This window comes from Thalassotalea fonticola (assembly GCF_032911225.1).
Taxonomy (GTDB): domain Bacteria; phylum Pseudomonadota; class Gammaproteobacteria; order Enterobacterales; family Alteromonadaceae; genus Thalassotalea_A; species Thalassotalea_A fonticola.
Window position 1 is genome coordinate 1,716,094 of the sequence record NZ_CP136600.1, and the last position, 25,619, is coordinate 1,741,712.

A 25,619-nucleotide genomic window follows, 5' to 3' on the forward strand; every position below is an offset into this window, starting at 1 on the left:
ATGCTTATAAGGCATTATGTAAAAATTGCATTAGTGTTGAAAAATCTTAGAAAATACTTAGAACTTAGTTTTACTAGCGACTATCTTTCAATAGCTCGTAGCATATAGCGCTTGGCGGCCTTTACTTAGTTCGGGTATTTAGCTCTAATTTTCCTTTGATTTTTTATAATATTGAAGTTCACGGTTAAGGCTATCAACCTCAACAGGGTGAAACTTCATTTCTATTTGCCGAGTTACTGGCTGTGTTGATAAAGCCTGATGTTCGGGCTTTTGCCAAGGCACTATTGACAAAACTTTCGGCTGCTCTTTATCCCCGACTATGGTGGACTCAAGCGTGATCACCGTCCGCTTTTTGTTTATTGTAGCCCCCTGTTCGCTAGCGCTTTGCTTGCTTACAGTTTGTTGTTCACTATTAACGTCATCGCTACTTGGTTGCTCATTGGCAACCGGAACGCTGGTTGAGTTTTCGGCATTAGCATTAACGTCAACGTTTACTTGTTCGGTCGGCGCGTCCTGCTCAGCTAACAGTGGTGCTGCTACAACAAAACCAGACAAAATAACGCTGCTGCAAATACTCATTACCCCTAAAGTTGAAATAACCTTAGGCGAGCGCTGATAAAATGTTTTACTAACCATTATTAACGGCCCTCAGTTGCATTGAAATATCGGCGATCCAGCCTTTTACTTTGCGGTTTTCCTGTTTGGTAAGAACTTGGTAGGTTTGGTAGTATGCCAACGCCTGTTCTTTCTTACCCATGTACATATCTAACAAAATACCTAAATTTAAATTTGCTTCGGCAAAACCGGCATAGCTGGTTAAAGCCGCAAGGTAACTTGCTTTGGCTGAGGCAAACTCGCCACTTTTACGTTGTAAATTACCTAACCGATTATGCGCGTAATAGTTGTTGTTATTAGCAGAAATTGCTTGTTGGTAATACGCTTTAGCTAATGCTGTATCGCCGCTTGTTAAAGCAATATCGCCAAGCTGAAGGGCAATACCCGATAAACTTGGGTGATTCGCATTAATCACTTTTAAGCTAGCCTTGGCGCCGTCAATATCGCCATTGGCTTTTTGCGTAAGTGCTGCCTCTACCGCCAGTTTAACCTCGTTAGGTACCGCGGCTGCATTTTCCTTATAACGATTTGGCATAGCCAAAATGCGTTGTCGTTCAGCGTCAACTTCGCTCAGCTCTGGTGTAGTTGCCGCATTAGTTCTGGCAGCAGTGTTTTGCGCTGCTGCTCCAGCCGAGCTTGCTTGCTCAGGCGCGCTTGAACAAGCGGCTAACGTTGATAGCATTAGCGCCGTAAACATTCCCTTTCGGGATAACGGGGTCACCGATAGTTTTTTAATAAAGTTCATTTACAACCTCAACAATCTGTTCTTCTTTGTTATAACGGCCTGGTAATAAACGGGCTAAATCAGCAAAGCTCTTTTTCACCCATTGATCATATACGCCGTCATGGCTGCGATTGGCATTGGCTTCGTGTACGGCAATGGCCTTGTCTTCAAACGGAAATGATTGTTCTTCAAGCAATATTTCGTATTGCTCAAGCTCAAGTTCGTTCAAATTAGCCGGCCGCTGTGACGCCATTAAATCTTGCGCCAGTTGTGAGTACACTTCACCAATCCGATAACTTGCTACAGTGGTGAATTCTGCAACCTTGTAATTAGCCGTGTTGTTATAGGCCGTTAACGTTTGTTCGAGCAATTGACGCTTTTTCGCCAGGCTTTTATTCAATGGTAGCGTTAATTTGACGCGTTTGAATTTTGCCATCGTTTCATCAGCAAAATACATGGATGCATCAGCGGCTAAATAGCGTGACCGGGCGCTACGCTCAGCACCGGCATCTTTATCACCATCTATAATTTTTTGCAGCCAAAACTTCAACTTCGCTTCATCACCTTGGGCAACAATGCTGTACTCACCATTTTTTTGGTAAAATTCACTCATTTTATGCTTTGCTTCCATGGCGGTGGCAAAAGGCGTTTTGTAGGTGTGCGCATAAGTGCGATAAGCCCGTAATGCTTGGGTTTTATTGCCGGCTTTTAGGTAAAGCTCAGCCGACAACCATAACATTTGGCGGGTAGACTCTGCTTCGGGCTGCTGTGCCCAACTCATTTTCAAATAAGCGGCCGCTTGTTGCCATTGCTCGGTTTCCTGATACGCAAACGCAAGTTTAGGCGGTACTGACTTGGTTAACGTGTTGTTTGGGTATCTGTCTTTAAAGTCTACCAACAGGTCAATTGCTTGCTGGTAACGCTGTAAAGTTAACAGGTGCGTTGCCATGTCGTATTGCGCATTAATGCGAATTTTTGAATTTGGTGTTTTTTCAATCACCCGACTAAAATGTTTAACCGCAAGCGTTAAATTGGCCGGTTCACTGTTTGCCGCCAATTCGCCTTGACGATAAATACTGGCAGCCAATCTGTCTTGCATATCACTGGCACGATTATCACCAGCAGGTAATGTGCTTATTACTTGCTCATAGGTTTTTTCTGCCGCCGAGTAATCATCTTCAGCAAATTGGCTGTGACCAATAACCAGTAGTGCAGACAAGCGTTGTTCTACAGTTAAGTCATCACTGCTGGCCAATGCTTGTTTGGCGTACATAATGGCGTTTTCGCTATCACCGGCTTTAAAATATTGCTGAAAGATATCTTTTTGCACATTCGCCGCTCGAGAGTCTTCGCTGTAACTGGCAATAAATTGCGCTTTGTAGGTACGTTGCTCCGCTTGCAGTTTGGCCTGTTTGTTGGCATCTTTTTCATCAGCAATCAATTTATCAAAAGTTAAGATAAGCGCATAAGCGGCTTCGGCACTGTGATCCTTTAATTGCTCTACCGGCACATCGCCAGCAAGCAACTCGCTGTTGTCAGTAACGACGCTATTTTGCTCTGCGGTTGTTGCATTAGCGCTACTTCCGTCTTCGCTATCGGCGCGGTCAACTGCGGCAAGTTGTTTTTGGTTTTCAGCCAGCGCGGCATTGTTTTCAATGGCGTCACTGCCATAGGCTACATCTTGATAAAAGTTGATCGCCTTTAAATATTGGCCGGTCTCATAAAAACTCTCGGCTAAATAAAACTTAATGTTGCTGGCCGCATTGGTCGTTGGAAAGTTTGCCAAAAACATCTCATACCAATGTGCAGTTTCTCTATACGCTTGTTCAATTGCTTGTTGCTGCTGGGCACCAGTTTGCTCACCTGAGGCCAACAATCGACTTTGCTGTTGTGCATTGGCATGCGCGTTTTGGGCAAGCTCTTGCAATATGTCAATAAGCACTGGCGTTACTTGCGCCTTGGTTTTATTTTTCGCGGGCGTTGCTTGTTCGGCGTTACTGCTGTTTTGCCAATAGGCGGCGTTAAGCTGGTAATCGTTCACAAAACGCACTTTCTCTGCTCTTAGCTCGGTAGGGAAACGGCCAAGCTGCAGCGCTTCCATCTTTTTAATTGAATACAACGGTGCCACTTGATGGTTTGGGTAGTGGCTAATAAATTCGTTATATACCGCGACCGTGTCGCTGTAACGTTGTTTTTCCAGATAAAAATCACCAAGTAGTTGGTAATTTAAATGCTCATAGGGACGTATACCCAGCTGTTGGTAATGTTCAGTAATTGCTTTTTCGCCATCACCGCTTGAGAAAATAAGGGTCATTACGGCAAAAGTTTCGCTGGTAAGTTGTTTATCTTTTACCTCCAGCTCGGCGACCAACTCATCCAGGCTGCTCATCGTTAGCATTACTTTGTACGGCATTACGTCATCAAGTATTTGACTAAACGAGTTTAACGCCAACTGGTGCTGTTCAAGTTTAAAGTAACTCCAGCCGCGCATATACAAGGCAATTTTATAATATGGGTTTTTGTCATTATCAGGGGCTACATCTGCAGGTGGTTGTTCAATAACATAGCCGTAACTGCTTATCGCTTTAAAGTAGTCCTGATTAGAGAATAATATTTCGGCTCGGCGAAACTGCACTTCAACCATGAAGGCATTGTTTGGGTGCTCGTTAATCAACCGTTCCAGTGTTACTAGGCTTTTATCGGTTTCACCTTGTAAATCGTACGCCTTGGCAAGTTGGTAAAGCAATTTATCGCTGCCCTCGCCATTAGGGTTTTGCTCAATAAAACGTTCTAGTGATGCGATCGCAGTTGCATAAAAGTCGCTATCGCTGGCACTGCCATTCATTTGTGCTTGTTCGCCGCGCATGACTTCTAGCACCGCAATGCGTTGCTGTATTTCCGCTTTTGCCTCTGGTTGCACATCAGTTTTTAATAAATCTTGATACGATGCCGCTAATTCGTCCAGTGACAAGCTAGGTAACTCGGCCTTCACCATTGGCGATGGGTTTAAATCAAGTGACGCTAATGTTGCACTACGTTGTCGCGCTGGTGGTTCATCATAATTTGGATCAACCAAAATACAACCACTCAGAAAACTGGTACTTAATACGGTACTTATCGATAGAGCTAATAGTTTCTTGTTCATAATTCGCCCTCGCCATTGTTGGCATTAGAGCCGTCGTTAATGCTCTCATCGTTTGAGCTTTGAATAAACACGTCATCATTTAAACGAACAATGGCCATTTGTGCTTTTTGCATATAATTGCTCAAATCATTGCGCTGCTCACTAAGAGACTCGCCTAATGTGGTTTGTAAATAGGTTAAAATTGACTGCTGTAAGCCTTTAGTGGTAGCAAGTTTTGCGGCAACCCTGCGTTGTAAATCAAATACCGGTGCCATGGCAATTTGTTGCGATTGCTGAACATTAAGGCTGGCATTCATCGCTTCATATTTAGTTTTTCGACCAGTTTCATCCAAGTAATAATCACCTATTTGCCACAACAACACGCCTGCCAGGCGGTCTAAACGCGCTTGTAGCTGTGCAAGTTCGGCTTGCTGGTTTTGGCCCGCATTCGCTTTTTCAGCCGTCAATTGGGCCGACAACTTTTGGTATTGACCATAGGCATTGGCTAGTTGATGGCGTACACCTAATACCGGATCGGCTTTAAACAGTTTACCCATATAGGAGAAAGCATGCTGATTTAAACGCGCGTCGTATTCACGAAATTTACGTAACAATTCAGCAAGCTGTGCTTCTCGCAAGCTTTGCTCTTGCGGCTCGGCAATGTCTCCGTGTGCATTCAACGGTGCCGCATCGCCATAAAAACTATTGGCCATGTCAGCCAATTTGCTGTGCCAAAGGTTGAACTGAGCAATGGCGGTATTTAAATCATTTACGTTTTCAACACCATGATGAAATTCATTGGAGGCAACAAGGTCAAAGGTATTAATTGCCGGTGGCAGCTGTAATTCCACCTGAGGGCCTTTCATGCCAGTGGGATCACTTTGCTGACTATTCGCTGTAACTGGTTGCAATAACGACAATATGTATTGGCTTTCGGCTTTGCTGTTTTCAGAAAAATTGCCATTAGTAGCGCGATCAGTAGCAGCTTCATTGGCATTAATTTTTGCTAGCTCAGTATCAAGTAATTGCTGTTGTTTGGCAAACGAGCTGATTGCCTGTTGGTAAGCGGTATAAGCACGCTCTTTATCGTGCATTTGCTCATAAGCGTAACCTATGGCAATAATCGCTTCACGCACAAAAGGGGTTTGTTGCGGTTGCGCACTAAGTTTTTGCCAAACGGCTAATGCGGTTTGATGACTTTTGTCGTTCATTGCCGCCCAACCATAGCCGAGCATAGCGGCATCACTGTCGAGACTGCTTAAGCTGACGCGCTTAAAGGCGGCAAGCGCTAAGGTGTTTTCACCTTGTTCGATATATAAATAACCCATGGTTAAATTTGCGCGATCAACAAGCGCTTCAAATTCATCGGTAATTTCAATACTTTGCACGTAGCGATCGTCACCATCGGTGGCCATAACCACAGGATTTAAATCGATCACTTTTTCTAATTCATTCAGCGCTTTGTTTTTATCATCATGCTTAAGCAGCGCCATGGCATGGTTAAACGCTAAGTAACGGTGATAAATGGAGGCTTTATTTATGTTGTTTTTGGCATTAATGGCAGCAGTAACATCATCAAGTTTTAAAGCGGTTTGAGCGCTAACAAAGTAGAATTCATCCTGGTATTGGCTGGCCAACTGAGTGCCTACATGGCTAAGGGCCGATTGTGCTTTTTGATACTGTTGTTTTTGATACAACGCCTTGGCGAAGGTAAAGTACACCTGGTCTTTATAACCTGGCTCGACACTGGCATTGGCTTTGGTAAGTAACTGCTCGGCATATATTCTGCCGGCATCGGTGTCCATGTCATAATGCAGTTCAAGCCCGGCTTTAAGCAGCTCGCCTTTGCCACTGGCATCGATGACACCTTTTTTGTCATTGACCGCTAATTGCGTAAGTGCGGCAAAATAGTCGCCATTAAAGTAGTTAAATACTGCGCTGCCGGTTTGCAATTCAATCTGGCGCAGCTCGCCCGTCTTGTTGATGTCTGCTTCTGTGGCCATGGCTTGTGTTAACGGCGTTACGCTGCTCACCGCTAAAGCCGCAGTTAAACAGACCACTAACGGATTGCGTAGGCACGATGGTTGCACTTTCTGCCTCGTAGTTGGTAGCTTAAAGCTATTCATAATCCCCATAACCATTAAAGCTCTACAAGCGTAAATTGTGGTTGTTGCAAGTTGCGGTTATACGATACGCTTAATTCAAGTACATTGGCGTTCGCAGCTTTGCTGACTTGTTGGCTTACTGCCCGTTTAATTTTTTGGCCATTGCTGGTTTCACCGGAGATAATGGCCGTAACGGTATGTGCGCCTACTTCAATATCGCCAATAAATATCCGTTCGATACCGCCGCGGTTAAACGCATCCATTTGTACGTCGTTGTAATTTATTAAGGCAACTTCGCTCGCGTTTAATAGCAGTTTCACTCGGCTTACATCAAAACCTTCAGCGATATCAACCGACAGGTATACCGCAAGTTGCTCGGCATCTGGGTATAACATTTGCTGTTCAAGAATTTGCATTTCAGCGGCAATATCCACCATATCGGCTTTCAACGTTTGCAATTCTTGCTCAACGTCTTTGCTATAGCCATTAACAGAAAACAATGCCGTGCATAGCATTGCAATAAGGGAAATTTTGGCTGTTATTGTTTTTTTCATTTCATTACCTGATAAATCTAACCGGTGAATTTTAACGTTTTGTCGTACTGAGTTTTTTTACTTAAAAGAAATACGATAAACCAGCGTTCGCTTCAGCATCTACGGCCCACTCTTCGTCAGTTTCTACTTGATGATGAATATGACCACGTAAGTCAAAGCGTAACGAGAAAGAATCATTTAGCATTACGCGGTAACCGGCGCCACCCACAATAGTATTTAATTCGGCAACGCCGTCAAAATCGGTTCTGCCACCACCGGCAACAAAAAATATTGAGGTTTTAGCGGTATAATCAGAGGTTACAAACGTACTTTGATGAAAGTTATAACCAAGCACAACATTCATAAAGCTAACCTCATTATCATGATTGCTTAATGTGTAAGATGCTTCAGCAAAGAAATTTTCATTTAAGTGATAACCAAACCGAGCACCAGCTACGGCATTGGTTGTGCCTTGGTCCATATTTGCCGCGCCAGCAAACACACCAATTTCCCAATCGCTGGCATGAATGTCTACATCTACCGCTTGGCGAGAAATTACCGGTTCAATAATACCCGATTCTTCAATTTCTTCTGCTTGCGCAAAGCTACCAATGGCCAACAGACCCGCTAATAAACACACATTACGTTTTACATTTACCACGTTTAAACTCCTAAACAGCCCACACCTTGGGCAATAATTATTTTTATTCTTTTTCAAATTACGTCATTGTTAGTAACGTAACGACTAAATTTTTATCATCAACACGTCATACCTGGCTACGTCATACTCGGCTCGTTCGGGTAACCACATGAACCTTCATGCCCTCAGTACTACGTCATACCCGGCTCCAACTACGTCATACCCGGCTCGTTCGGGTATCCACAGAAACCGTCATCCCCCCTGAACCGTCATACCCAACTTGTTTGGGTATCCACAACAGCCTACAAAGCATGGATTACCGCATACGCGGTAATGACAGGGTAAAGTAGACCCAACTACGTCATGCCCGGCTCGTTCGGGTATTGGGTATCCAAAATATAGTTCAAAGCATGGAATTACCGTCTCGGCGTTGGCTCCATGCATAGCTCTCGGGACTTGTTCTCGAAGTGTTTTATCTTCGATATCCGTATCGTCCTACCTGCTCCTTTGATGCAGTCGTACTCGGCAATGTCGATGAGTAGAGCCAAGCTCCATTACTACATCATGCCACAGTACTACGTCCTATCCGGTTCCCTTACTGAAACCGCTTAAGTAAACCATTAATACCGGCTGGGATAATAACCACAGCCTTGCCATTAACATCTAAGGTTTTCGCCATATCGGCTTCGCTGATCCAGCCAGCAGTGCCATCTTGTACAATAATTTTGAAGTAACCCGTACGACGAGCAACCACTGAAACCCATTCGTCTCGTTCGGCAACATAAAATATTGGGTGTTCAACGCTTGGGCCAGCGTGCATATCTACATATTCTGCAGCAATTTGTACTTGCGGTTCGGCAGCGTTGCAGGCAAAAGCCATAGAAAACAAGCATACCAGGGTAAATAGAGAAGATTTTAACAACTGCATCGTTTGAAGCGCCTTTATTATTTTTATGACTAACAGGTCGTTAAACCTGTACGTCAACTTGTAATAGTTTTTAACTAAACCCTTATTACCTGTATGGTATTATGGTCTACAACAAGTTAACTAAAATTTTACACAGTGAGTAAAACTATCACTTTTTCCTGCATTACAAAAGCTCAAAAATGCAAAAAAAACCATTTTTTCAAGCTAAATTAAACTTTAGTTCAATATTCAATCAATTACTAGAAAATATCAGCACTGAATAACGGCTTACATTGCTTAATTTGAAATGAAACAAATAGTTAAGATAAAGTAAATAATTAACACGGTAGTTAAATTTTAAAGTTTTCTTTCTCACAACTTAACAAATCCCTGCTATTCTTTAATTAAAATGCCTAATATAAAATAAACAGAATAAAAACGGACCTTTAACAATGAAAGTAACAAACCTGCTACTTTGCTTATCACTTATCGGGATCTATTCTAGCCATGTGAACGCGGCAGATTATGATATTGGTTTTCAACCTAACCAGCAGTATTATTTTGGTGCATCTATTGGCCACGGGGTTCATGTTGAAGATTCTTTAGAAGAATTTGGCCTTTCCGCCTTAGTTGCGCGCTTAGGCTATAACCACAGCAAAAATTTAGCCTTTGAATTTCGCGTTGGTGCGGGTTTAGCAGAAGATGAAATTGACACACTCAAACGTGAACTGAATTATTTGCTCGGGCTATACGCAGTTTATACTTACAACATTAACAATAAGTTTAATATTTATGGCGTTGCTGGCTTCAGCAGTGCAGAGATCGACTCTGCATCGGGCGCCAGTCGCAGCACATACACTGAAACGAGCCCATCGTTAGGTGGCGGTGTCGAATACAAAGTAAATAGACGCGCAAGTTGGCTTTTAGAAGGCATGGCGTATGTGGAAGGCGATGCGAATTACGGCGTACTAAGCTTTGGCTTCAAGGTAAACTTTTAGCCATTTCCATGAACCGTCATACCCAATCACCGAAACCGTCATACCCAATTCCATGAACCGTCATACCCGGCTCGTTCGGGTATCCACAAAGCAACACAAAAACATGGATTACCGCCTTCGCGGCAATGACGGCGAGAGTGGCTTCGCCGCTATGCCTGATTGTGCGCGAATGCAGAATTTGTACCATCCGTGGCAATTCTAAGTTAAATCATCCATGATTTAAAATTCACGCCAACCAGGCTCTCGCCACCAAGGTTCCCCCCTACCAATACCAAAACCCCGGTTGGTCTGATTTCAATCGGACGTTATTTCCGAAGGAAAGGTAACTTCATCGAAAGTGGCTACGCCATAACGCGCGAATAAATTCACGCCAACCTGGGCTTGCAACCAAAATTTACGCTCCGGTTGGTCCTAATTCATTAGGACGTAATTTCCGCAGGAAAAAATGGCTTCGCCGCTGTGCCTGATTGGACGCGAATGCGAAACGCTTACATAGATTTCTGTGCGCAACACTCATTCACGCCAACCAAAAAGCACGAAAACGGGTAAATAGTCTCGTGCTTTAATTAGAGCAAGGTTAGGTGTAATTTCCGAAGGAAAAAGTGGCTTCGCCATAACGCGCGAATAAATTCACGCCAACCTGGGCTTTCAACCAAGATTTACGCTCCGGTTGGTCCTAATTCATTAGGACGTAATTTCCGAAGGAAAGTTTTCAAAGAATTAATTAAAAGTAAGTGACTTCGAAGAAGTGGTTCGCGCTTATGATGGAGAGGAAATTCGTGGTCAAGAGCATTGGCGTCATGTAAATCCAGGGCAATAAAAAAGCACGAGAACGGGTAAATAATCTCGTGCTTTAATTAGAGCAAGGTTAGGTGTTCGGTTTGCCTAAACAGTTACTTTTTCACATGCTGCTTTTAAAGCGTCTTCAGAAAGCTTAGTTAACAGCGCTTGTTCAGACACATAAACCAAATCACAAATATCATCGCTTGGGGTAAAGCCGGTAGGTGCATTGAGCAAAATATCGCGAATAGTTTGTTGATCAAATTCAGTACAAGCGGTATGCAAATCATTGAGCATCAGTTCAAGCTCTTGCCAAGGTAAAAATACCTCAGACGCGGTCATAATACGTTCATTACCGGTTTCACCTACGTCGTCGCCAATAAGCAGCTCTTCATAAAGTTTTTCACCTGGGCGCAGGCCAGTTTCTACTATTTCAATGTCGCCATCAGGGTTAGCAGCGTGCCTTAACCGCAAACCAGACAAATGGATCATCTTATACGCCAAGTCGTAAATTTTGATCGGCTTGCCCATATCAAGTACAAACACATCACCGCCCGTGCCCATCGCACCCGCCTGTATTACCAGCTGAGCAGCTTCGGGTATGGTCATAAAGTAGCGAGTAATGTCTTTATGGGTTAACGTTATTGGCCCGCCGTCGCTAATTTGCTTTTTAAACAGTGGTACTACCGAGCCTGAGCTGCCTAACACATTGCCAAAGCGCACCATACAAAAACGGGTATTGTGGCTAGGCAGTTCTGCTAGTGCTTGTAAACACAGCTCGGCCATGCGTTTGGTTGTACCCATAACATTGGTAGGTCTTACCGCTTTGTCGGTAGAAATAAGCACAAACGTTGCAACGCTGGTGTTTATTGCCGCTTGCGCGCAGCGCAAGGTGCCAAAAATATTATTTCGTACTCCTTCAATAACATTATGCTCTACTAGAGGTACGTGCTTATAAGCCGCCGCATGATAAACCGTTTGCACCTTAAATGCGGTCATTATTTTTTCTAAGCGATTCTGCTTCGCCACCGAGCCTAACATTGGGTATAAGGTAATCGTCAGGTCGTGCTCAGCAATAAATCGTTCAAGTTCACTATGAATAGAATATAAGGCAAATTCGGTAAGCTCAAATAGCACTAATGCGCTGGGTTGTTGGTTAATTATTTGCCGACAAAGCTCACTACCAATTGAGCCCCCTGCGCCAGTTACCATAACCACCTTGTTTTCAATATCGGCGTGCATTAACTCATGGTTCGGCGGCACAGGGTCGCGCCCTAACAAGTCATCAATACTGACTTCAACAAAGTCATCAATTTTGGCTTTACCCGACACTAAGTCAGACATACCGGGTATGGCCAATACTTCCAGTTTGGTTTTTTCAAGGTTGTTTAATACCCGGGCGCGGTCATTTTTGCTGGCCGACGGTATTGCTAATAAAATACGGGTAATGGCATATTTTTCAATAACAACATCAATTTTTTCTGGCGCAAAAACTTTAAGACCGTTAATTGACAAGCTATGTAATTTTTTATCATCGTCAATGTACACAACCGGATCGTATTCATTACCATTTCGTATCGCATTCGCTAATTGAATGCCCGAGGAGCCAGCGCCATAAATAAGCACTCTGACTTTGCTCGAATGGTTTAATCTATTCGCCCAACTGCGCACTAAAAAGCGGCTACCACCGGTAAAAATTAATAAAAAAGCGCCATAGATAACCGGAATAGAACGCGGCAGCTCGGCACTAAAAATAAGTGAACTAATGGCCACAACAGCGCACGAAGCAAACACACTTAAGCCAACCGCGGCAATTGCTCGTGAGTTTAAATAACGAATAACCGCACGATATAAACCAAATTTAGTATTCGCCAAGATAGTCACAACAACCACTAAGCCTAATAGTTGCCAATATTGGCTGTTATAAAAATTTACGCCAGAGTCTATGCGTAAAAACATAGCAAACCAAAAAGCAAAAACCACCGCAAGTGCATCAATTGCTACACTGATAAAGCGTTTAAGGGGCCGTGATAATTGAAAGATTTTTTCCATGAGAGCTGTTTACCATCCTAGGTCTTCGCCTATTTAATGTAAAAACGTTATTAAGGCCATAAAGGTTATTTGTTAGGGATTATATAGGATAAGCGTTACAAGAGAAAGTAGTAAAGCTGTGCAATAACGTTCAACATTTGTATATTTAATATACTAAGGCATTTGGTACCTACAATTTAATGGTCACTTTTACCTGTACCATTGAGGAGGGCTAACCAGCCAGGCAAACTTAAAGGTGAACTCGCGCGGTAAAAAACAAGCATCATCTTCAACTAAAAGATGATTTTTTAATGTTTTTGTACTATCACTAATAAATAGATTAGTTGTTTTACGGGAATTTATTTTAACGGCATAAATTAAATCACCATCAACAACAATAATAAGAAAACCAGTTAATAATTTCACCTAAATAAAGCCATTAGGCAGTAAACCCGTTAAAACATGGAATTTCATCAACTAACCAACCTCCTCCTTGGTTACTTGCAAGGAGGCAGTGTTGTGAGAGAGACGGGTATGCCTCTTATAAGTCAAAACAACCATGTCACGCAAAACCCTGTTCGGCACTGCTTTGTGTGTTGCCCGAACAAGATACATACCAACAACCCAGTGGACTCAACAGCAAAAGGAATTACGCTCATGTTTCGCCCCGCATGCAGAACTTTCAACTTAGTCAGCCAATGTACAGTTCTGCTGTTTTTGCAATGTGCCCCCTGTGCAGCAATGATAATCGGCAACAGTAACGACAAGGAAGCATCATGAACTGCAAGGCAAGCAACCTAAAAAAATGGATCGCCAAGGCGGCAACACTGGCATTACTGTGTGCCTGCACCCATGCAAATGTGCTTTGGGCACAAAACAGCCCTGAACGGGTCAATGACATAAACCAACTCAGTTCGCCGCAAGGGTCAAGCCCACAACAATTCACGGTGGTTGGCAACACGACGTTTTTCACCGCACACACCAGTACATCGGGTACTGAACTGTGGAAAACCGATGGCACACCGACAGGCACACTTCTGGTTAAAGAAATTCGCATTGGTAGTGACGGTGCGTTAATAAGTAGTTTAACCAACGTCAACGGCACCTTGTTTTTTACCGCTTACACCAACACGGCTGCCAGAGAGCTGTGGAAATCCGATGGCACCGAATCCGGTACAATTCTGGTTAAAGATATCAACCCTGAGGGTGATGGAGGCTTCCCGCAACAACTAACTAACGTCAACGGCACCTTGTTTTTCAGTGCGAACAATGGCACCAACGGCTATGAACTGTGGCGATCTGATGGCACCGAGGCAGGCACCACCTTAGTGAAAGATATCAATACCGGTGGCAAGAGTAGCGCATTGCTCAGCCTAACCAACGTTAACGGTACCTTATTTTTTAGTGCGAACAATGGCACCAACGGCGCTGAGCTGTGGACATCTGATGGCACCGAGGCAGGCACCACTCTGGTAAAAGATATATATTCGGGCAGTGCCAGCAGTGCCCCTGATAACCTAACCAACATCAGCGGCACCTTGTTTTTTAAAGCTTACACGAACGCCAACGGTTATGAACTGTGGAAATCTGATGGCACCAATGCCGGCACAACCCTGGTTAAAGATATAAACCCGGGTAATCACAGTAGTGCCCCTAACTACCTGACCAACGTTAACGGCACCTTGTTTTTTAGCGCGTACAATACGACCAACGGCAATGAACTGTGGACATCCGATGGCACCGAGGCAGGCACTACACTGTTTAAAGATATCGTTCCAGGGGCTGGCGGTAGTGAACTTGCCTATCTAACCAACGTCAACGGAACCCTGTTTTTTAGCGCGAACACCAGCACCCGCGGATACGAATTGTGGAAATCCGATGGCACTGCGGCCGGCACCACCCAGCTCAAAGCGATAGGGCCTATTAATGACGACAGTTACCCGGTATACCTAACCAAAGTCAACGGCACTTTGTTTTTTGTCGGCAACAATGGCACTAGCGGCTATGAGCTGTGGAAATCCGACGGCACTGAGGCCGGCACTACCCTAGTTAAAGATATATATACGGGTGGCAACAGTAGTTTTCCTTACAGCCTAACCAACGCCAACGGCACCTTGTTTTTTAGCGCGAACAATGGCACCAATGGGGTTGAACTGTGGAAATCCGATGGCACCGAGGCAGGCACCACCCTTGTTAAGGACATAGCTCCAACCGAGACCATCACTAATCTTGCAGACCTGATCAATGACAACGGTAGCTAGGTTAGAGTAAAGTGGCAGCATGACTAAGGCTTAAAACAGTCACTCCCAGCTACGTCATACCCAGCTTGTTTGGGTATCGGGTATCCACTCAATTAACGAAAAGCATGGATTACCGCCTCGGCTTTGGCATCCATGCGTCGCTCTACCTCCTCCATCCGTGGAGTCGTTCGCGGCAATGACAGAGTGAGGTGGCGGCAATGACAGAGTGAGGTGGCGGCAATGACGTAAGAGGCGTACGCGGCAATGACGCGTAAAGACATTGCGGCAATTACTGTTAAGTTTAAATAGCGAGAGGATAAGCTTTACTAGAGAAAGTAGTAAAGCAATGCAATAACGTTCAACACTTACTTGTTTGTTTACTTGTTTGTTTACTTGTTTGTTTACTTGTTTGTTCAATATACCAAGGCATCGCCAGTGCTAGGCCTTGCAACACAGTGTACTTGGGTTGATAGCCAAGTTTGGTTTTTGCCTTAGTAATATCGGCCTGAGAATGCCGAACATCCCCCACTCTAAAATCTTTATAAACCGCGGGGGTGTTATATTCAACGTTATTTTGCGCCAGCGCTTGTTGTATAGCGCTAAACAATTCATTTAGGCTAGTACGATCCCCCACCGCAACATTATACACCTCATTTTTTGCCGTATCCGGGGCAACAGCAGCAAGTATATTCATTTGTATGGTATTGCTGATATAACAAAAATCTCTCGACGTTTCGCCATCACCATAAATAAACACCTCGTTATTGTGTATCATTGCATCGGTCCATTTTGGAATAACGGCGGCATAAGCTCCGTTTGGATCTTGGCGTTGGCCAAACACATTAAAATAGCGTAAGCCGATGCAGTTAAAATTATAAGTTCGGGCAAATACTTGCGCATACAGCTCATTCACATATTTAGTCACTGCATACGGCGATAATGGCGCACCAATATGCTGCTCTACTTTCGGTAAGGCCGGATGATCGCCATAGGTAGAGCTAGACGCCGCGTAAGTAAAGCTTTTTACGTTGGCGCTTGCACTGGCCATTAGCATGTTTAAAAAGCCGGAAATGTTGGTGCTGTTGGTGGTGAGCGGATCTGCAATCGATCTGGGCACAGAGCCTAACGCGGCTTGGTGCAATACATAATCAACCCCGTGTACAGCAGTTTTACATGTTGCAAAGTCGGTAATATCCCCGTTTATAAAGGTAAACCGTTGCCACTGCTCTTGACTAACCTGGTGTTGCACTTCATCTAAATTATGTTGGTAACCGGTGGCAAAGTTGTCCAGGCCAATAACCGTTTGATTTAACTCAAGCAAGGCTTCTAATAAATTTGAACCAATAAACCCGGCCACACCGGTGACTAGCCACACTTTTGGCTGTTCAGTCAGTTGTTGTTGTACTTGGGCAAACTTAGTCATAACAGTTCAACTCTTTACAGTCTTAAATCAACATCCGCTTTCGGCAAAATATATTTTAAGTCATAAATAAAATGACCACGCCTGCCCCAGGCTCTTATTTGCTTGCTGTTAAGCGCTTTAAACTGCTCATGGGCAACCGTTAAAATAATGGCGTCGTAATGCTCTATTTTTGGCTCATCGATAAGATCAATGCTATATAAACTTTTAGCTTCGTTTTTATCACACCATGGATCAAACACATCGACCTGCATATTATACTCATGCAGTTCATTAACAATATCAATGACCTTGGTGTTGCGCAGATCTGGGCAGTTTTCTTTAAAGGTTAATCCCAAAATAAGTACATTGGCATGCTCAACGTGAGCGTGCTGTTTCATCATGTTTTTCACTAATTGCGACACCACGTATTCGCCCATGCCATCATTTAAATGCCGGCCGGCCAAAATCATTTTTGGATGATAGCCAATGTCTTCTGCTTTTTGGGTTAAATAATATGGGTCAACACCAATACAATGGCCACCAACTAAGCCGGGCCTGAACGGTAAAAAATTCCATTTAGTACCTGCAGCTTCCAACACTTCTAAGGTATCAATATCGAGTCGATTAAAAATAATGGCTAATTCGTTGATTAAGGCAATATTCACGTCACGCTGAGTATTTTCAATCACTTTAGCCGCTTCTGCCACTTTAATACTCGACGCTTTATACGTACCGGCAGTGATAATACTGTTATAAACTTGATCGATTTCTTCGGCTGCCGCAGGCGTTGAACCCGAGGTGATTTTTAATATTTTGCCAACCGTATGTTCTTTATCGCCGGGGTTTATTCTTTCGGGTGAATAACCGGCATAAAAGTCTTGATTAAAGGCCAACCCAGACACTTGCTCGATAACCGGAATACACTCTTCTTCTGTAGCACCTGGATATACGGTTGATTCAAACACCACCATGTCGCCCTTGTTCATCACCTTGCCCAGCATCTCACTGGCCTTAATTAACGGCGACAAATCGGGTTGTTTATGTTTATCGATAGGGGTAGGCACAGTAACAATATAAAAATTACAATTTTTTAAATCATTAACTTGGTTAGTGAAGGAAAGCTGGGCAGCAGTGGCTAACTGTGCGGCGGTGATTTCAAGGGTGTTATCGATTCCATCTTTAAGTTCATCAATGCGAGATTGGTTAATATCAAACCCTACGGTTGGGTAACGTTTGGCAAATTCAACCGCCAGCGGCAAGCCAACATAGCCCAAGCCAATTATGGCCAATTTTTTTGAAGTTAAGTCCATGTGCTTTCAAGTTTTATTGTTGATAAACTTGAGTATAGGTGTAATTCATAAAATTACTAAAAAGCGGCAGATAAAACAACCTGCTCTGATGACGGTAATCTAACGCCATACTCTTAGTAACATTAGATGACAAAATGGCACTAAAAATGGAATGCGGGAAAACCATTTCAAATCGCAAATGTAGCAAACATTAAGTTCTTAATCGTTAGTGTAATTTATTGATTAATTTGTTTTTTACTTCTATAAGTTAAATTACAGCAAGCACATAGTTGTGAAATAATAATGAAATGGATTTTAATTATATTTGTCTCTTTTTCGATTTCAGCAGAAGAGATAAAGCAAGTAAAGCTGCAAGATTATGAACCCAACCTAGTGGGTTATACCTTTGATTCTGACGACGAAGAATTTTTTCTCGACTTCAAACTATCGTTAATGTACCCAATAGCGAAAGACTTTATTAAGTCACAATCTAACAATCATTATTTCTCCTTTATCAAACGCGCTTGTGTAAATAAATACATTAAAAGCTGCTTTCCTTATTTCGCCTTTACCGGCAGGTTTGGTCAATACATCGAAGAAAGAAATTCGTCCCCTGTTATTTCTAAACGCTTCAACCCCAAAATATTTTTTCGATTTGAGCTAACCGATGGTTATGTCGATTTAGAATATGCCCATGAATCGAATGGGCAACGGATTGTATCGCAAAACAGTTGGAATTCCATGGCTGACGATTTTGAAAACGATGGTGAAAAACGTTCGTATGCGAATGACTATATAAGCCGTGGTTGGGACTATTTCGGGGTGACTTACAAGAAAGAAAAAATTAACGAGAATTTAAGTATTTATGTTAATTATCAAAAATATTTTGGCGGTTTACTGCAAGGTGATATAGAAGAGTACTTTGACTGGGAAGCCGATAGAAAAATAAAACAACGTGCCATGGTTAATGGCCTTAAGTTACTGCTAAAAACTGAGGGTGACGGCTTGTTTCAGCTCCCCTGGCTTAATGGTTATAAATTTTCGTTAATACTGGAAACCGGCACAACCCATCCGTTTAAATATGGCACGGTAAAGGTAGAAGCCCTAACCAATATATTTGGTATGCCAACACTATTTTGGACGAGAAAAGGCTACAGTGCCGACTTTGCCCAGTATTATAAAAACATAGAAAGTTATGGCGTAGCGTTTGAATTTTTAACCTTTTAATCATTCAACCACGTAATGCTGCACGCCTTAACTTTTACAGAACGTTAAAAATAACAAAAACAGGATGTTACCATGAAGCAAATAACCCCATTAAAATTACTAAAACCATTACTCATTCTAATGCTAATGCCCTATATGACATTAAGTGCGTTAGCAAACGCATCAGAAGAAGAATCGTTAATAAAAGGGTTTGCTCAATGGCAAGCCTCTAGGGTAGAAAAAATTCTCATTAATGAAGTGCTTGAAGACATTACAGAAGACCCATACACCAAACGATTTTTTAGTAGTACATCAAGAAACTACAGCTTTTATGAATCTAGTAATGCACAACGGTTGATACCGTTACTGCAGCATTATATTAAAGTAGACATTGATAATTTTGAACAAATTATGACCAAATGTATTCCTTATCATTTAGATAACTTGGTCAACAGTAAGCAAACGATAGCACAAAAAGCAGAGGCGTTAGGCAACCTGATGCATGGTTTACGGCTGTTAAGTTCAAAAATTGCGGCAGGCGATAAACCCTATACGGTTGAAAATTTTAACGACACGGCTTGCGTAGGAAGTGAGAATTTTAACGGTAAGTTTACCGTCAGCATAAATGAAGCAAACCTAAAAGCACTGATCAACAACGTTTTGGCTTATATACAAGCTAATCCTGCCAGCTCGCAAGTGATCAAATACGCCACCCGAAACATACGCCAGCTTAATGAGAGTTACCCGGAAAATTACCAAGCAACGTTTATTAACATCACAGAAGAGCAAGTACTGCGTTTGATTAATCACGTGTTAGAGCTAAAAAGAACATTTATTGAGGCAGATAACCTGTTTATTCAAACTCATCAGTTAATTGTCACCTTAGAAACCATTGCCAACATGCAAGAAAACGACTACCCAGGATTCAATAAATTTAAGAATGCGGCATTATTATTCTCTTCATTAGCACAAGCGTCGAAGGAAGGAAAAACTGGCCAAGTTGTCGCTATACTCGATACCTACATTGATGAGCAAGATGCTTATATGCAAAAACGTTCTAAGCAGGCCTATTACGCAAGATATAAAATACCTAGCGTAGCGTCTGAAGGGTTTGATAATAATAAAATTGTCAATAAAACCTATACCGGCTCTTGTTCTGGCCGTTTTTTCAGCCCGTGTAAAGGCACTATATTTTTAAGCTCTTATTATGGCATTTCGGCAATATACAACAAGGAAGAACAATTTGAAGACCGCGAAATTAACTTTCGAGCATTTGGCCCTATTGGTTTTGAGTTTAAAGCAATTTCGTTTGAAGACAGTATTTTATCACTCAACATTATGCCGCTAGATATCGGCAATTACATCACTAACGAGTTAAAGCAAGATGACTACAGTGCTAAGTTTGATGATATTTTAGCACCCAGTGTGTTCATCTCTTATACCTCTAAAAGTAAACCCTTTGCTGTGTTGTTTGGTTTTCAAGACAAAATTAAAGTTGCCGAAGATTATGAAACAAATGGCATATTTTTGTCGCTAGTTTTTGACTTACCGATATACACAATTTACTAATTTAAATTCTACTTTTAACATTATCTGTCAGATACTTATTGTGAGGTACTGGCAGATTAAACCTTGGTCAACGAACGTTATTGGATAACACAGATCATTCTGTTAATTGGCAGTGATTGAAATGATAACGCAAAAATTTCGTATAAAATTCATACAACCAATAAACCTGAACTATAACTTATTGAAAGAATTTATTGTTGCTGATATTCATCATATATACCGGCGAGTACAGGCCAAGAGATAGAAGGAAGTCACAATAATGCTTAGCTTAATAGGGAAAAACGAGTTTGTTATTTTCTACTATAATAATTAAGTCATTGTTATTCATCACTTAACAGTGCCATATTTTTACCTACCTATGGATTGCGAAAAAAGGACTTATTGTGGAAAGCTTTTTAAATGAAGAATTATTCAATACCAACATATTAAGCTTTGCAATTGTAATTGAAGTGCGCCACTTAGTGTATTTTTCCCCGCTATTTCTGTTATTAATCGTTTCCATAGTTAAAAGCTATAAGGCCAGCATTTCCACAAAATCTGCCCCATCAGCGTTTGAGTTTTTTAAATACAAACACTTAAGAGCACTGCCCTTAAAGCGGATAGGATACAGTGACCGGTTAGCTTACCTACTCGCTGAACTATCGGCTCTGGCTTATATCAAATTTGAAGGTGAGCAAAACACCGAAACTCATGAAAATAATGCGAATAACGTCGCAAGTAGTAAAGAATTTATCGAAACCACATTAGCAAACAACCATTTTAGTGATATAAGCTTTTTTGATCATGGACCATTAGAAGGGTTTAGTTGTGTAAGCACCTTAAAAGAAAACCAGGAGCCATTTTTAGTCATTGTCTTCAGGGGCTCTGAAAAGAAAATAGATGACTGGCTCACCAATGCCGATGTATTGCCGGTAGAGCTAAAGCAAAACCGCAGTGTTACCTTGTCGCAGAAAACAACTAGGGAGAATAATAGTGAAAGACGCTTGGTCCATAGAGGTTTTTATAAAAGCTTCACCAAATCATACTCGAAAAAAACTGAATTGAGTGACTCAGCCACTAACACAACACAAACGTCTATTAAAGATGAGTTGCAAAGCCTGATCAACCAAACCAGAACAAAGCATGGTGAGCTAGCCGTTTATTTTACTGGCCACTCGTTAGGTGCAGCATGGGCAACAATAGCAACCAACCTGTTAACGGTTAAAGCACCATGCGCATGTTATAACTATGGTTGCCCACGGCTGGCCAACTATGGCTTTTATTTAAAAAACAAACATCCTATTTATCGCATTGTAAATTCTGCCGATATTGTAACTAGAGTCCCGCCGGGACCAACGTTTACCTTTACCATGTTATTTATGCTTAAATCATTAAAATATTTAACCGGTGCCATACCACTACTTACCAGGTTATTTTCGTATTTAATCAGTTTTTCGACAAACTTAAAGATTACCGCCACTACGGTGAACAACGATACTTAACAGATATGGCCAATAAACAATTTCATTTAGTTAGGTTGTTATACAACCCCAACTCAGCCGATAAATTTGTATGTTTTTGGCGCAATACGGTGCCCAATTGGTTATTGCCGATCAAGAGTCATTCGATCAATATTTATCGAATGAAACTAGCCAGCATAGCCAAAACAAAAAACACAGAGGCGTAGAACTATCATGACAGATACATTAGCAGCAGCACAAATTAGACAAATTAATGCCAGTGCCGCAAAAGAAGAATCGGAAGCGAAAAAATTAAACTATGAAGTAGAACAAGCCATGTCCGAAAATAAACTCCCCTTTTATCGACGTTCCTGGTTTGTAAAATCTGCCGTGGCTGGCATATTAATATTCTCGTTTTTAGTGGGTTACATTGAATTAATATTTTTACCGGCCCAAGAAAAGCTTAGGCAAGAAACCGACAATGCCAATTATATCTTAAGGCAAAATGAAGCAGAATTTAGTGCCGTTAAAGCCCGCCTAGAATTGTTACTTGAGCAGACAAAAATGGAAGCGATAAAGGCTGAACAACAAAACCAGTTGGCCATATTACAATTAACACAAGCAAAGGATTCGCTGAATATTATGCGAGTACAAATTGCTAAAACAGAGCAGAAACCGAGATTTAAAGCGGCTTCTAAAGCGTTAAACAAACAACTCAAAGACATCAACACGGCGCAAGAAAACATAGCGCAACAGTCAGCCAGACTTAGCACATTAAATACCGAAATTGTATCAATAGCAGATAAAGCGACGGTAACTGAGGGCTGGATTTATTTGGGACACTTCCCCGATAACAACTGGACCATTAAAAACATTGATATTGCCAATAATCAAAGTGCTAAACAAAACTCAAGGTATAAGTTAACAAATGACATTAACGTAAGAAACCAGCAGCCTAAGTTTTCATTTTCCGGTTATAAATTTGGTGCCATTAAAGGCAACCTTAATGCTGGACAAACAGTAAAAATAATAGGAAAGCCGATTAAAGTAGGATTTAGCAAAGTATGGGCGAAAGTGAAAGTGGAGCGAAAATAACACTGAGGCCAAAAAAGTTGACCTCTACCCCCTTTAAAAACGAGAATCATTTTCACAAGGAATGCCATCGCGATCACCATCCATTTTTACCCCAGGACAGTGCCTAACAAAATACACTGCCTCGGCTCGTGATCTCATTTGGCTGCAATGCTGCCTGCCATCACAGCTAAAGTTATGAGAAACCGCGCTAAACTTTTTTCTTGGCTTTTTAACAGGCTGATAAACCGTCTTTTCCGTTACAACCTCTGTAGGTTTAGGAATGCTTGCTTGAAACTTTTCATATACGCTAAAACCAATACCACAGATAATGAGCACAGCAATCAAATTAGTTAATCGATTCGATGAGCGAGTACCACCTTTAGCAACTCTAAGCGTCGTTTCCTTTGCTCTAACGCCTTCGATACGACAATGGCAGGCACGGAGCTTGCCATCACTTTGTTGCTCAACCTCAAAGTAAATAAAATCACTAATTTTGGGCGAACGGCTCATATGTTTTACGGTAGAAATATGAATGAACACATCTTTATTAAGTGCATCACACTTTATAAAACCAAAGCCCTTATCTTCATGCCAAGATGTTAACTGCCCTCTGTTCATTTAAATCAATCCTTTATTTAACATCTGTAAGTAAGTTACTTAGCCCCTACTTCATTGTGAACGACTACACTAAGTTAACTGTGGTGTTTTTGTAAATATTTAATATGTGCTTTATTGGTTTTTCTGCCACGTGGTAATCGATTTCGTTCAATAGTAGCTTCAAAATCATGCCTCTGTTCAGCACTGAAAATTTCCTCGTCAAACGATTTAATGTAGGCAAGTAGTTGTTTGGGATGACCAACATACTCTGGCATATCAGTTTTAAAATGAACATCACCGACAAACGCAATTAAAGAAACCAGCATCGATTTGTCCAAACCAAGCAAAGCCGCTAATTCACATATATGCCGATAGTTTTGACGAATAGGATTTTGAAACGAAACCTTGTTAGCAAAAATTACTTGAGTCCATATACGCCCTTTCTCTTCACCAAAGATCCAGCCTGTCATATGCTTGGTTTCAATCACAAACAAGCCATAACAAGACAACACCAAATGATCGATTTGTGTTGTGCCCTTACCACCATCAAGTGGCAAGGTAATATCATTTAGCACAATATAGTCAGCACTAAGTAAGTGCCTTTTCAAAAAACACTTAACTACCCACTCGCCTATAAACCCTTTAAACCTAGGCGTTTTAACGAGCCCGGCAAGACACAGAAAAATAAATAAACCAACACCCCATGGCCAATAAGTCAAGAAAGGTGCCCATAATATATTTGTGATCACATCACTCGGTTGTGTAGGTTGCACGCCAACCACAACATTCTTATCAGCAGAAGCTTTACCCGCACCATTGGCGGGCTCATTTTTTAATGACAGTAATGAGTTTTTATTTGTCTTCGGGTTATAAGCAATGGGCGCCTTACAGTGAGTAGTAAGCTGTGATTTGGTTTTCTTATATAAAGATGAGGATTTGCCAACACGCTTTTCATAATCAAAGAGCTGCTTTTTCATCAATAGGCAGGTACCTTCAGTGTACTGCGTAGCAGCACAAACAGAGCCAACATAAAAAGGTAATAACAGAGCAAATATAAACGTCCTTTTCAACACAACATTCCTTTGCAAATCAATAAACTAAGCAATAGTAACAAAAAAGTCCCCTATAGCAATAAAAATTGCTATAGGGGGCTTTATTATAATAATTAAGTGGTGCTATTTAATCACTACCAAACAAATCACGTGTATAAACTTTATCAGCAACATCAGATAAAATATTATCCATACGGTTCGAAACAATCACATCAGACGTAGCTTTAAATTCTTCAAGGTCATTGATCACCCGAGAATTGAAAAACTCATCTTCTTCCATTACAGGTTCATATATTACTACCTCAATACCTTTAGCTTTAATGCGTTTCATTATTCCCTGTATAGAGGATGCTCTGAAGTTATCTGATCCAGATTTCATTATTAAGCGATATATACCAACAACGTTAGGTTTTTTAGAAATTATTGCATTGGCGATGTAATCTTTGCGGGTTCTATTTGCTTCAACAATTGCACCAATCATGTTGTTTGGTACATCTTGATAATTAGCTAATAGTTGCTTGGTATCTTTCGGCAAACAATACCCTCCATAACCAAAAGATGGGTTGTTATAGTGTGAGCCAATTCGAGGGTCTAAACTTACGCCTTCAATTATATGACGAGTATCTAAATCATGAACTTCTGCATATGAATCTAACTCATTAAAGTACGCGACACGCATAGCAAGATAAGTATTAGAAAACAACTTAATCGCTTCAGCTTCTGTAGAGCGTATAAACAATACTTCGATGTTTTCTTTAACAGCCCCTTGAACTAACAACTCAGAAAATACTTTAGCTCGTTCTGATTGTTCACCAATAATTATTCGTGAAGGATGTAAATTATCATAAAGTGCACTCCCTTCCCTTAAAAACTCAGGTGAAAAAATCAATCCATCACAACCAAATTCTTCACGAATTCGACGAGTATAACCAACGGGTACAGTTGATTTTATAACCATAACTGCGGATGGGTTTATCTCCATCACATCTTTAATCACGGATTCAACCGATGCTGTATTAAAGTAATTGGTTTCAGGGTCATAATCAGTAGGCGTCGCGATAATGACATAGTCAGCCTCTGAATAGGCAGTTTTTTTATCTAATGTTGCTGAAAAGTTTAACTCTTTATTTTCTAAAAAATCTGATATTTCAACATCAACAATAGGTGGCACACCGCGATTAAGCATTTCAATTTTTTCAGGAATGATATCAACAGCAACAACTTCATTGTGTTGCGCTAATAACATAGCATTTGAAAGGCCTACGTAGCCAGTACCGGCAATAGCAATTTTCAT

Annotated in this window: 20 protein-coding genes; 6 read left to right on the forward strand and 14 right to left on the reverse strand. The window is 41.6% G+C overall.

The features are described from left to right. Positions 1–144: 144 nt before the first annotated feature. The 7 genes from RI844_RS06950 to RI844_RS06980 form a co-directional block, all read right to left on the reverse strand. On the reverse strand, positions 145–636 hold the full coding sequence (locus RI844_RS06950) for a hypothetical protein (RefSeq protein ID WP_348397716.1): 492 nt from the start codon (positions 634–636) through the stop codon (positions 145–147). Beyond that, entirely contained in the window at positions 629–1,360 is a 732-nt protein-coding gene (locus tag RI844_RS06955) for a tetratricopeptide repeat protein (protein WP_348397717.1), read from the reverse strand. Before RI844_RS06955 ends, RI844_RS06950 begins: the two co-directional genes overlap by 8 nt. Further along, positions 1,347–4,484, reverse strand: a complete 3,138-nt coding sequence (locus RI844_RS06960) for a tetratricopeptide repeat protein (RefSeq protein WP_348397718.1) — start codon at positions 4,482–4,484, stop codon at positions 1,347–1,349. The genes RI844_RS06955 and RI844_RS06960 overlap by 14 nt, the downstream gene beginning before the upstream one ends. Then, positions 4,481–6,589, reverse strand: coding sequence for a tetratricopeptide repeat protein (locus RI844_RS06965; protein ID WP_348397719.1), 2,109 nt, complete (start codon positions 6,587–6,589; stop codon positions 4,481–4,483). Before RI844_RS06965 ends, RI844_RS06960 begins: the two co-directional genes overlap by 4 nt. Positions 6,590–6,603: 14 nt before the next feature. Further along, complete coding sequence (locus RI844_RS06970) at positions 6,604–7,122, reverse strand: hypothetical protein (RefSeq protein ID WP_348397720.1); 519 nt, start codon at positions 7,120–7,122, stop codon at positions 6,604–6,606. Between the two features lie 61 nt (positions 7,123–7,183). Then, entirely contained in the window at positions 7,184–7,762 is a 579-nt protein-coding gene (locus RI844_RS06975) for a porin family protein (protein WP_348397721.1), read from the reverse strand. Between the two features lie 574 nt (positions 7,763–8,336). After that, positions 8,337–8,669 carry an SH3 domain-containing protein gene (locus RI844_RS06980; RefSeq protein ID WP_348397722.1) on the reverse strand — a complete coding sequence of 111 codons (333 nt, stop codon included), beginning with the start codon at positions 8,667–8,669 and terminating at the stop codon, positions 8,337–8,339. 431 nt (positions 8,670–9,100) lie between these two features. Between RI844_RS06980 and RI844_RS06985 the strand changes: the two genes are divergently transcribed. Continuing rightward, positions 9,101–9,646, forward strand: coding sequence for an outer membrane beta-barrel protein (locus RI844_RS06985; RefSeq protein ID WP_348397723.1), 546 nt, complete (start codon positions 9,101–9,103; stop codon positions 9,644–9,646). Between the two features lie 885 nt (positions 9,647–10,531). On the opposite strand, the gene RI844_RS06990 is transcribed toward RI844_RS06985, so the two are convergent. Together RI844_RS06990 and RI844_RS06995 are read right to left on the reverse strand one after the other, a co-directional pair. Then, positions 10,532–12,478, reverse strand: coding sequence for a polysaccharide biosynthesis protein (locus RI844_RS06990; RefSeq protein WP_348397724.1), 1,947 nt, complete (start codon positions 12,476–12,478; stop codon positions 10,532–10,534). A gap of 189 nt (positions 12,479–12,667) precedes the next feature. Next, the gene (locus RI844_RS06995) at positions 12,668–12,883 is read right to left on the reverse strand and encodes a hypothetical protein (protein ID WP_348397725.1); all 216 of its coding nucleotides are present in this window, start codon (positions 12,881–12,883) and stop codon (positions 12,668–12,670) included. A gap of 350 nt (positions 12,884–13,233) precedes the next feature. Here RI844_RS06995 and RI844_RS07000 point away from each other — a divergent pair, with 350 nt between their 5' ends. Beyond that, entirely contained in the window at positions 13,234–14,718 is a 1,485-nt protein-coding gene (locus RI844_RS07000; RefSeq protein WP_348397726.1) for an ELWxxDGT repeat protein, read from the forward strand. 337 nt (positions 14,719–15,055) lie between these two features. Here RI844_RS07000 and RI844_RS07005 read toward each other — a convergent pair whose 3' ends face one another. Both RI844_RS07005 and tviB read right to left on the reverse strand, forming a co-directional pair. Beyond that, positions 15,056–16,120, reverse strand: a complete 1,065-nt coding sequence (locus RI844_RS07005) for an NAD-dependent epimerase/dehydratase family protein (protein ID WP_348397727.1) — start codon at positions 16,118–16,120, stop codon at positions 15,056–15,058. A gap of 14 nt (positions 16,121–16,134) precedes the next feature. Next, complete coding sequence (tviB, locus tag RI844_RS07010; RefSeq protein ID WP_348397728.1) at positions 16,135–17,409, reverse strand: Vi polysaccharide biosynthesis UDP-N-acetylglucosamine C-6 dehydrogenase TviB; 1,275 nt, start codon at positions 17,407–17,409, stop codon at positions 16,135–16,137. 282 nt (positions 17,410–17,691) lie between these two features. Here tviB and RI844_RS07015 point away from each other — a divergent pair, with 282 nt between their 5' ends. From RI844_RS07015 to RI844_RS07030, 4 genes are all read left to right on the forward strand, one after another. Continuing rightward, positions 17,692–18,615 (forward strand): hypothetical protein, encoded by a 924-nt coding sequence (locus RI844_RS07015; RefSeq protein WP_348397729.1) that lies wholly within the window; start codon positions 17,692–17,694, stop codon positions 18,613–18,615. Positions 18,616–18,687: 72 nt separating this feature from the next. Then, positions 18,688–20,163: a hypothetical protein gene (locus RI844_RS07020; RefSeq protein WP_348397730.1), complete on the forward strand. Its 1,476-nt coding sequence runs from the start codon at positions 18,688–18,690 to the stop codon at positions 20,161–20,163. Positions 20,164–20,546: 383 nt separating this feature from the next. Beyond that, a complete protein-coding gene (locus tag RI844_RS07025) occupies positions 20,547–21,644 on the forward strand; it encodes a lipase family protein (protein ID WP_348397731.1) in 1,098 nt (365 codons plus the stop codon). Between the two features lie 192 nt (positions 21,645–21,836). After that, positions 21,837–22,697, forward strand: coding sequence for a hypothetical protein (locus RI844_RS07030; RefSeq protein WP_348397732.1), 861 nt, complete (start codon positions 21,837–21,839; stop codon positions 22,695–22,697). 33 nt (positions 22,698–22,730) lie between these two features. Here RI844_RS07030 and RI844_RS07035 read toward each other — a convergent pair whose 3' ends face one another. The 3 genes from RI844_RS07035 to RI844_RS07045 all read right to left on the reverse strand — a co-directional run bounded on the left by RI844_RS07035 (position 22,731) and on the right by RI844_RS07045 (position 25,619). Further along, positions 22,731–23,294, reverse strand: coding sequence for an excalibur calcium-binding domain-containing protein (locus RI844_RS07035; protein ID WP_348397733.1), 564 nt, complete (start codon positions 23,292–23,294; stop codon positions 22,731–22,733). 74 nt (positions 23,295–23,368) lie between these two features. Then, the gene (locus tag RI844_RS07040; RefSeq protein WP_348397734.1) at positions 23,369–24,250 is read right to left on the reverse strand and encodes a nuclease-related domain-containing protein; all 882 of its coding nucleotides are present in this window, start codon (positions 24,248–24,250) and stop codon (positions 23,369–23,371) included. Between the two features lie 202 nt (positions 24,251–24,452). Then, positions 24,453–25,619, reverse strand: coding sequence for a nucleotide sugar dehydrogenase (locus RI844_RS07045; protein ID WP_348397735.1), 1,167 nt, complete (start codon positions 25,617–25,619; stop codon positions 24,453–24,455).

What these genes read in the sequence shown, in the direction of transcription:
- RI844_RS06950 (WP_348397716.1), bottom strand. Translation starts at nt 636, where the DNA reads ATGGTTAGTAAAACATTTTATCAGCGCTCGCCTAAGGTTATTTCAACT.
- RI844_RS07000 (WP_348397726.1), top strand. Translation starts at nt 13,234, where the DNA reads ATGAACTGCAAGGCAAGCAACCTAAAAAAATGGATCGCCAAGGCGGCA.
- RI844_RS06955 (WP_348397717.1), bottom strand. Translation starts at nt 1,360, where the DNA reads ATGAACTTTATTAAAAAACTATCGGTGACCCCGTTATCCCGAAAGGGA.
- RI844_RS07035 (WP_348397733.1), bottom strand. Translation starts at nt 23,294, where the DNA reads ATGAACAGAGGGCAGTTAACATCTTGGCATGAAGATAAGGGCTTTGGT.
- RI844_RS06985 (WP_348397723.1), top strand. Translation starts at nt 9,101, where the DNA reads ATGAAAGTAACAAACCTGCTACTTTGCTTATCACTTATCGGGATCTAT.
- RI844_RS06990 (WP_348397724.1), bottom strand. Translation starts at nt 12,478, where the DNA reads ATGGAAAAAATCTTTCAATTATCACGGCCCCTTAAACGCTTTATCAGT.
- tviB (WP_348397728.1), bottom strand. Translation starts at nt 17,409, where the DNA reads ATGGACTTAACTTCAAAAAAATTGGCCATAATTGGCTTGGGCTATGTT.
- RI844_RS06970 (WP_348397720.1), bottom strand. Translation starts at nt 7,122, where the DNA reads ATGAAAAAAACAATAACAGCCAAAATTTCCCTTATTGCAATGCTATGC.
- RI844_RS07045 (WP_348397735.1), bottom strand. Translation starts at nt 25,619, where the DNA reads ATGAAAATTGCTATTGCCGGTACTGGCTACGTAGGCCTTTCAAATGCT.
- RI844_RS06965 (WP_348397719.1), bottom strand. Translation starts at nt 6,589, where the DNA reads ATGAATAGCTTTAAGCTACCAACTACGAGGCAGAAAGTGCAACCATCG.
- RI844_RS06980 (WP_348397722.1), bottom strand. Translation starts at nt 8,669, where the DNA reads ATGCAGTTGTTAAAATCTTCTCTATTTACCCTGGTATGCTTGTTTTCT.
- RI844_RS07015 (WP_348397729.1), top strand. Translation starts at nt 17,692, where the DNA reads ATGAAATGGATTTTAATTATATTTGTCTCTTTTTCGATTTCAGCAGAA.
- RI844_RS07005 (WP_348397727.1), bottom strand. Translation starts at nt 16,120, where the DNA reads ATGACTAAGTTTGCCCAAGTACAACAACAACTGACTGAACAGCCAAAA.
- RI844_RS07030 (WP_348397732.1), top strand. Translation starts at nt 21,837, where the DNA reads ATGACAGATACATTAGCAGCAGCACAAATTAGACAAATTAATGCCAGT.
- RI844_RS06960 (WP_348397718.1), bottom strand. Translation starts at nt 4,484, where the DNA reads ATGAACAAGAAACTATTAGCTCTATCGATAAGTACCGTATTAAGTACC.
- RI844_RS07020 (WP_348397730.1), top strand. Translation starts at nt 18,688, where the DNA reads ATGAAGCAAATAACCCCATTAAAATTACTAAAACCATTACTCATTCTA.
- RI844_RS07040 (WP_348397734.1), bottom strand. Translation starts at nt 24,250, where the DNA reads ATGAAAAAGCAGCTCTTTGATTATGAAAAGCGTGTTGGCAAATCCTCA.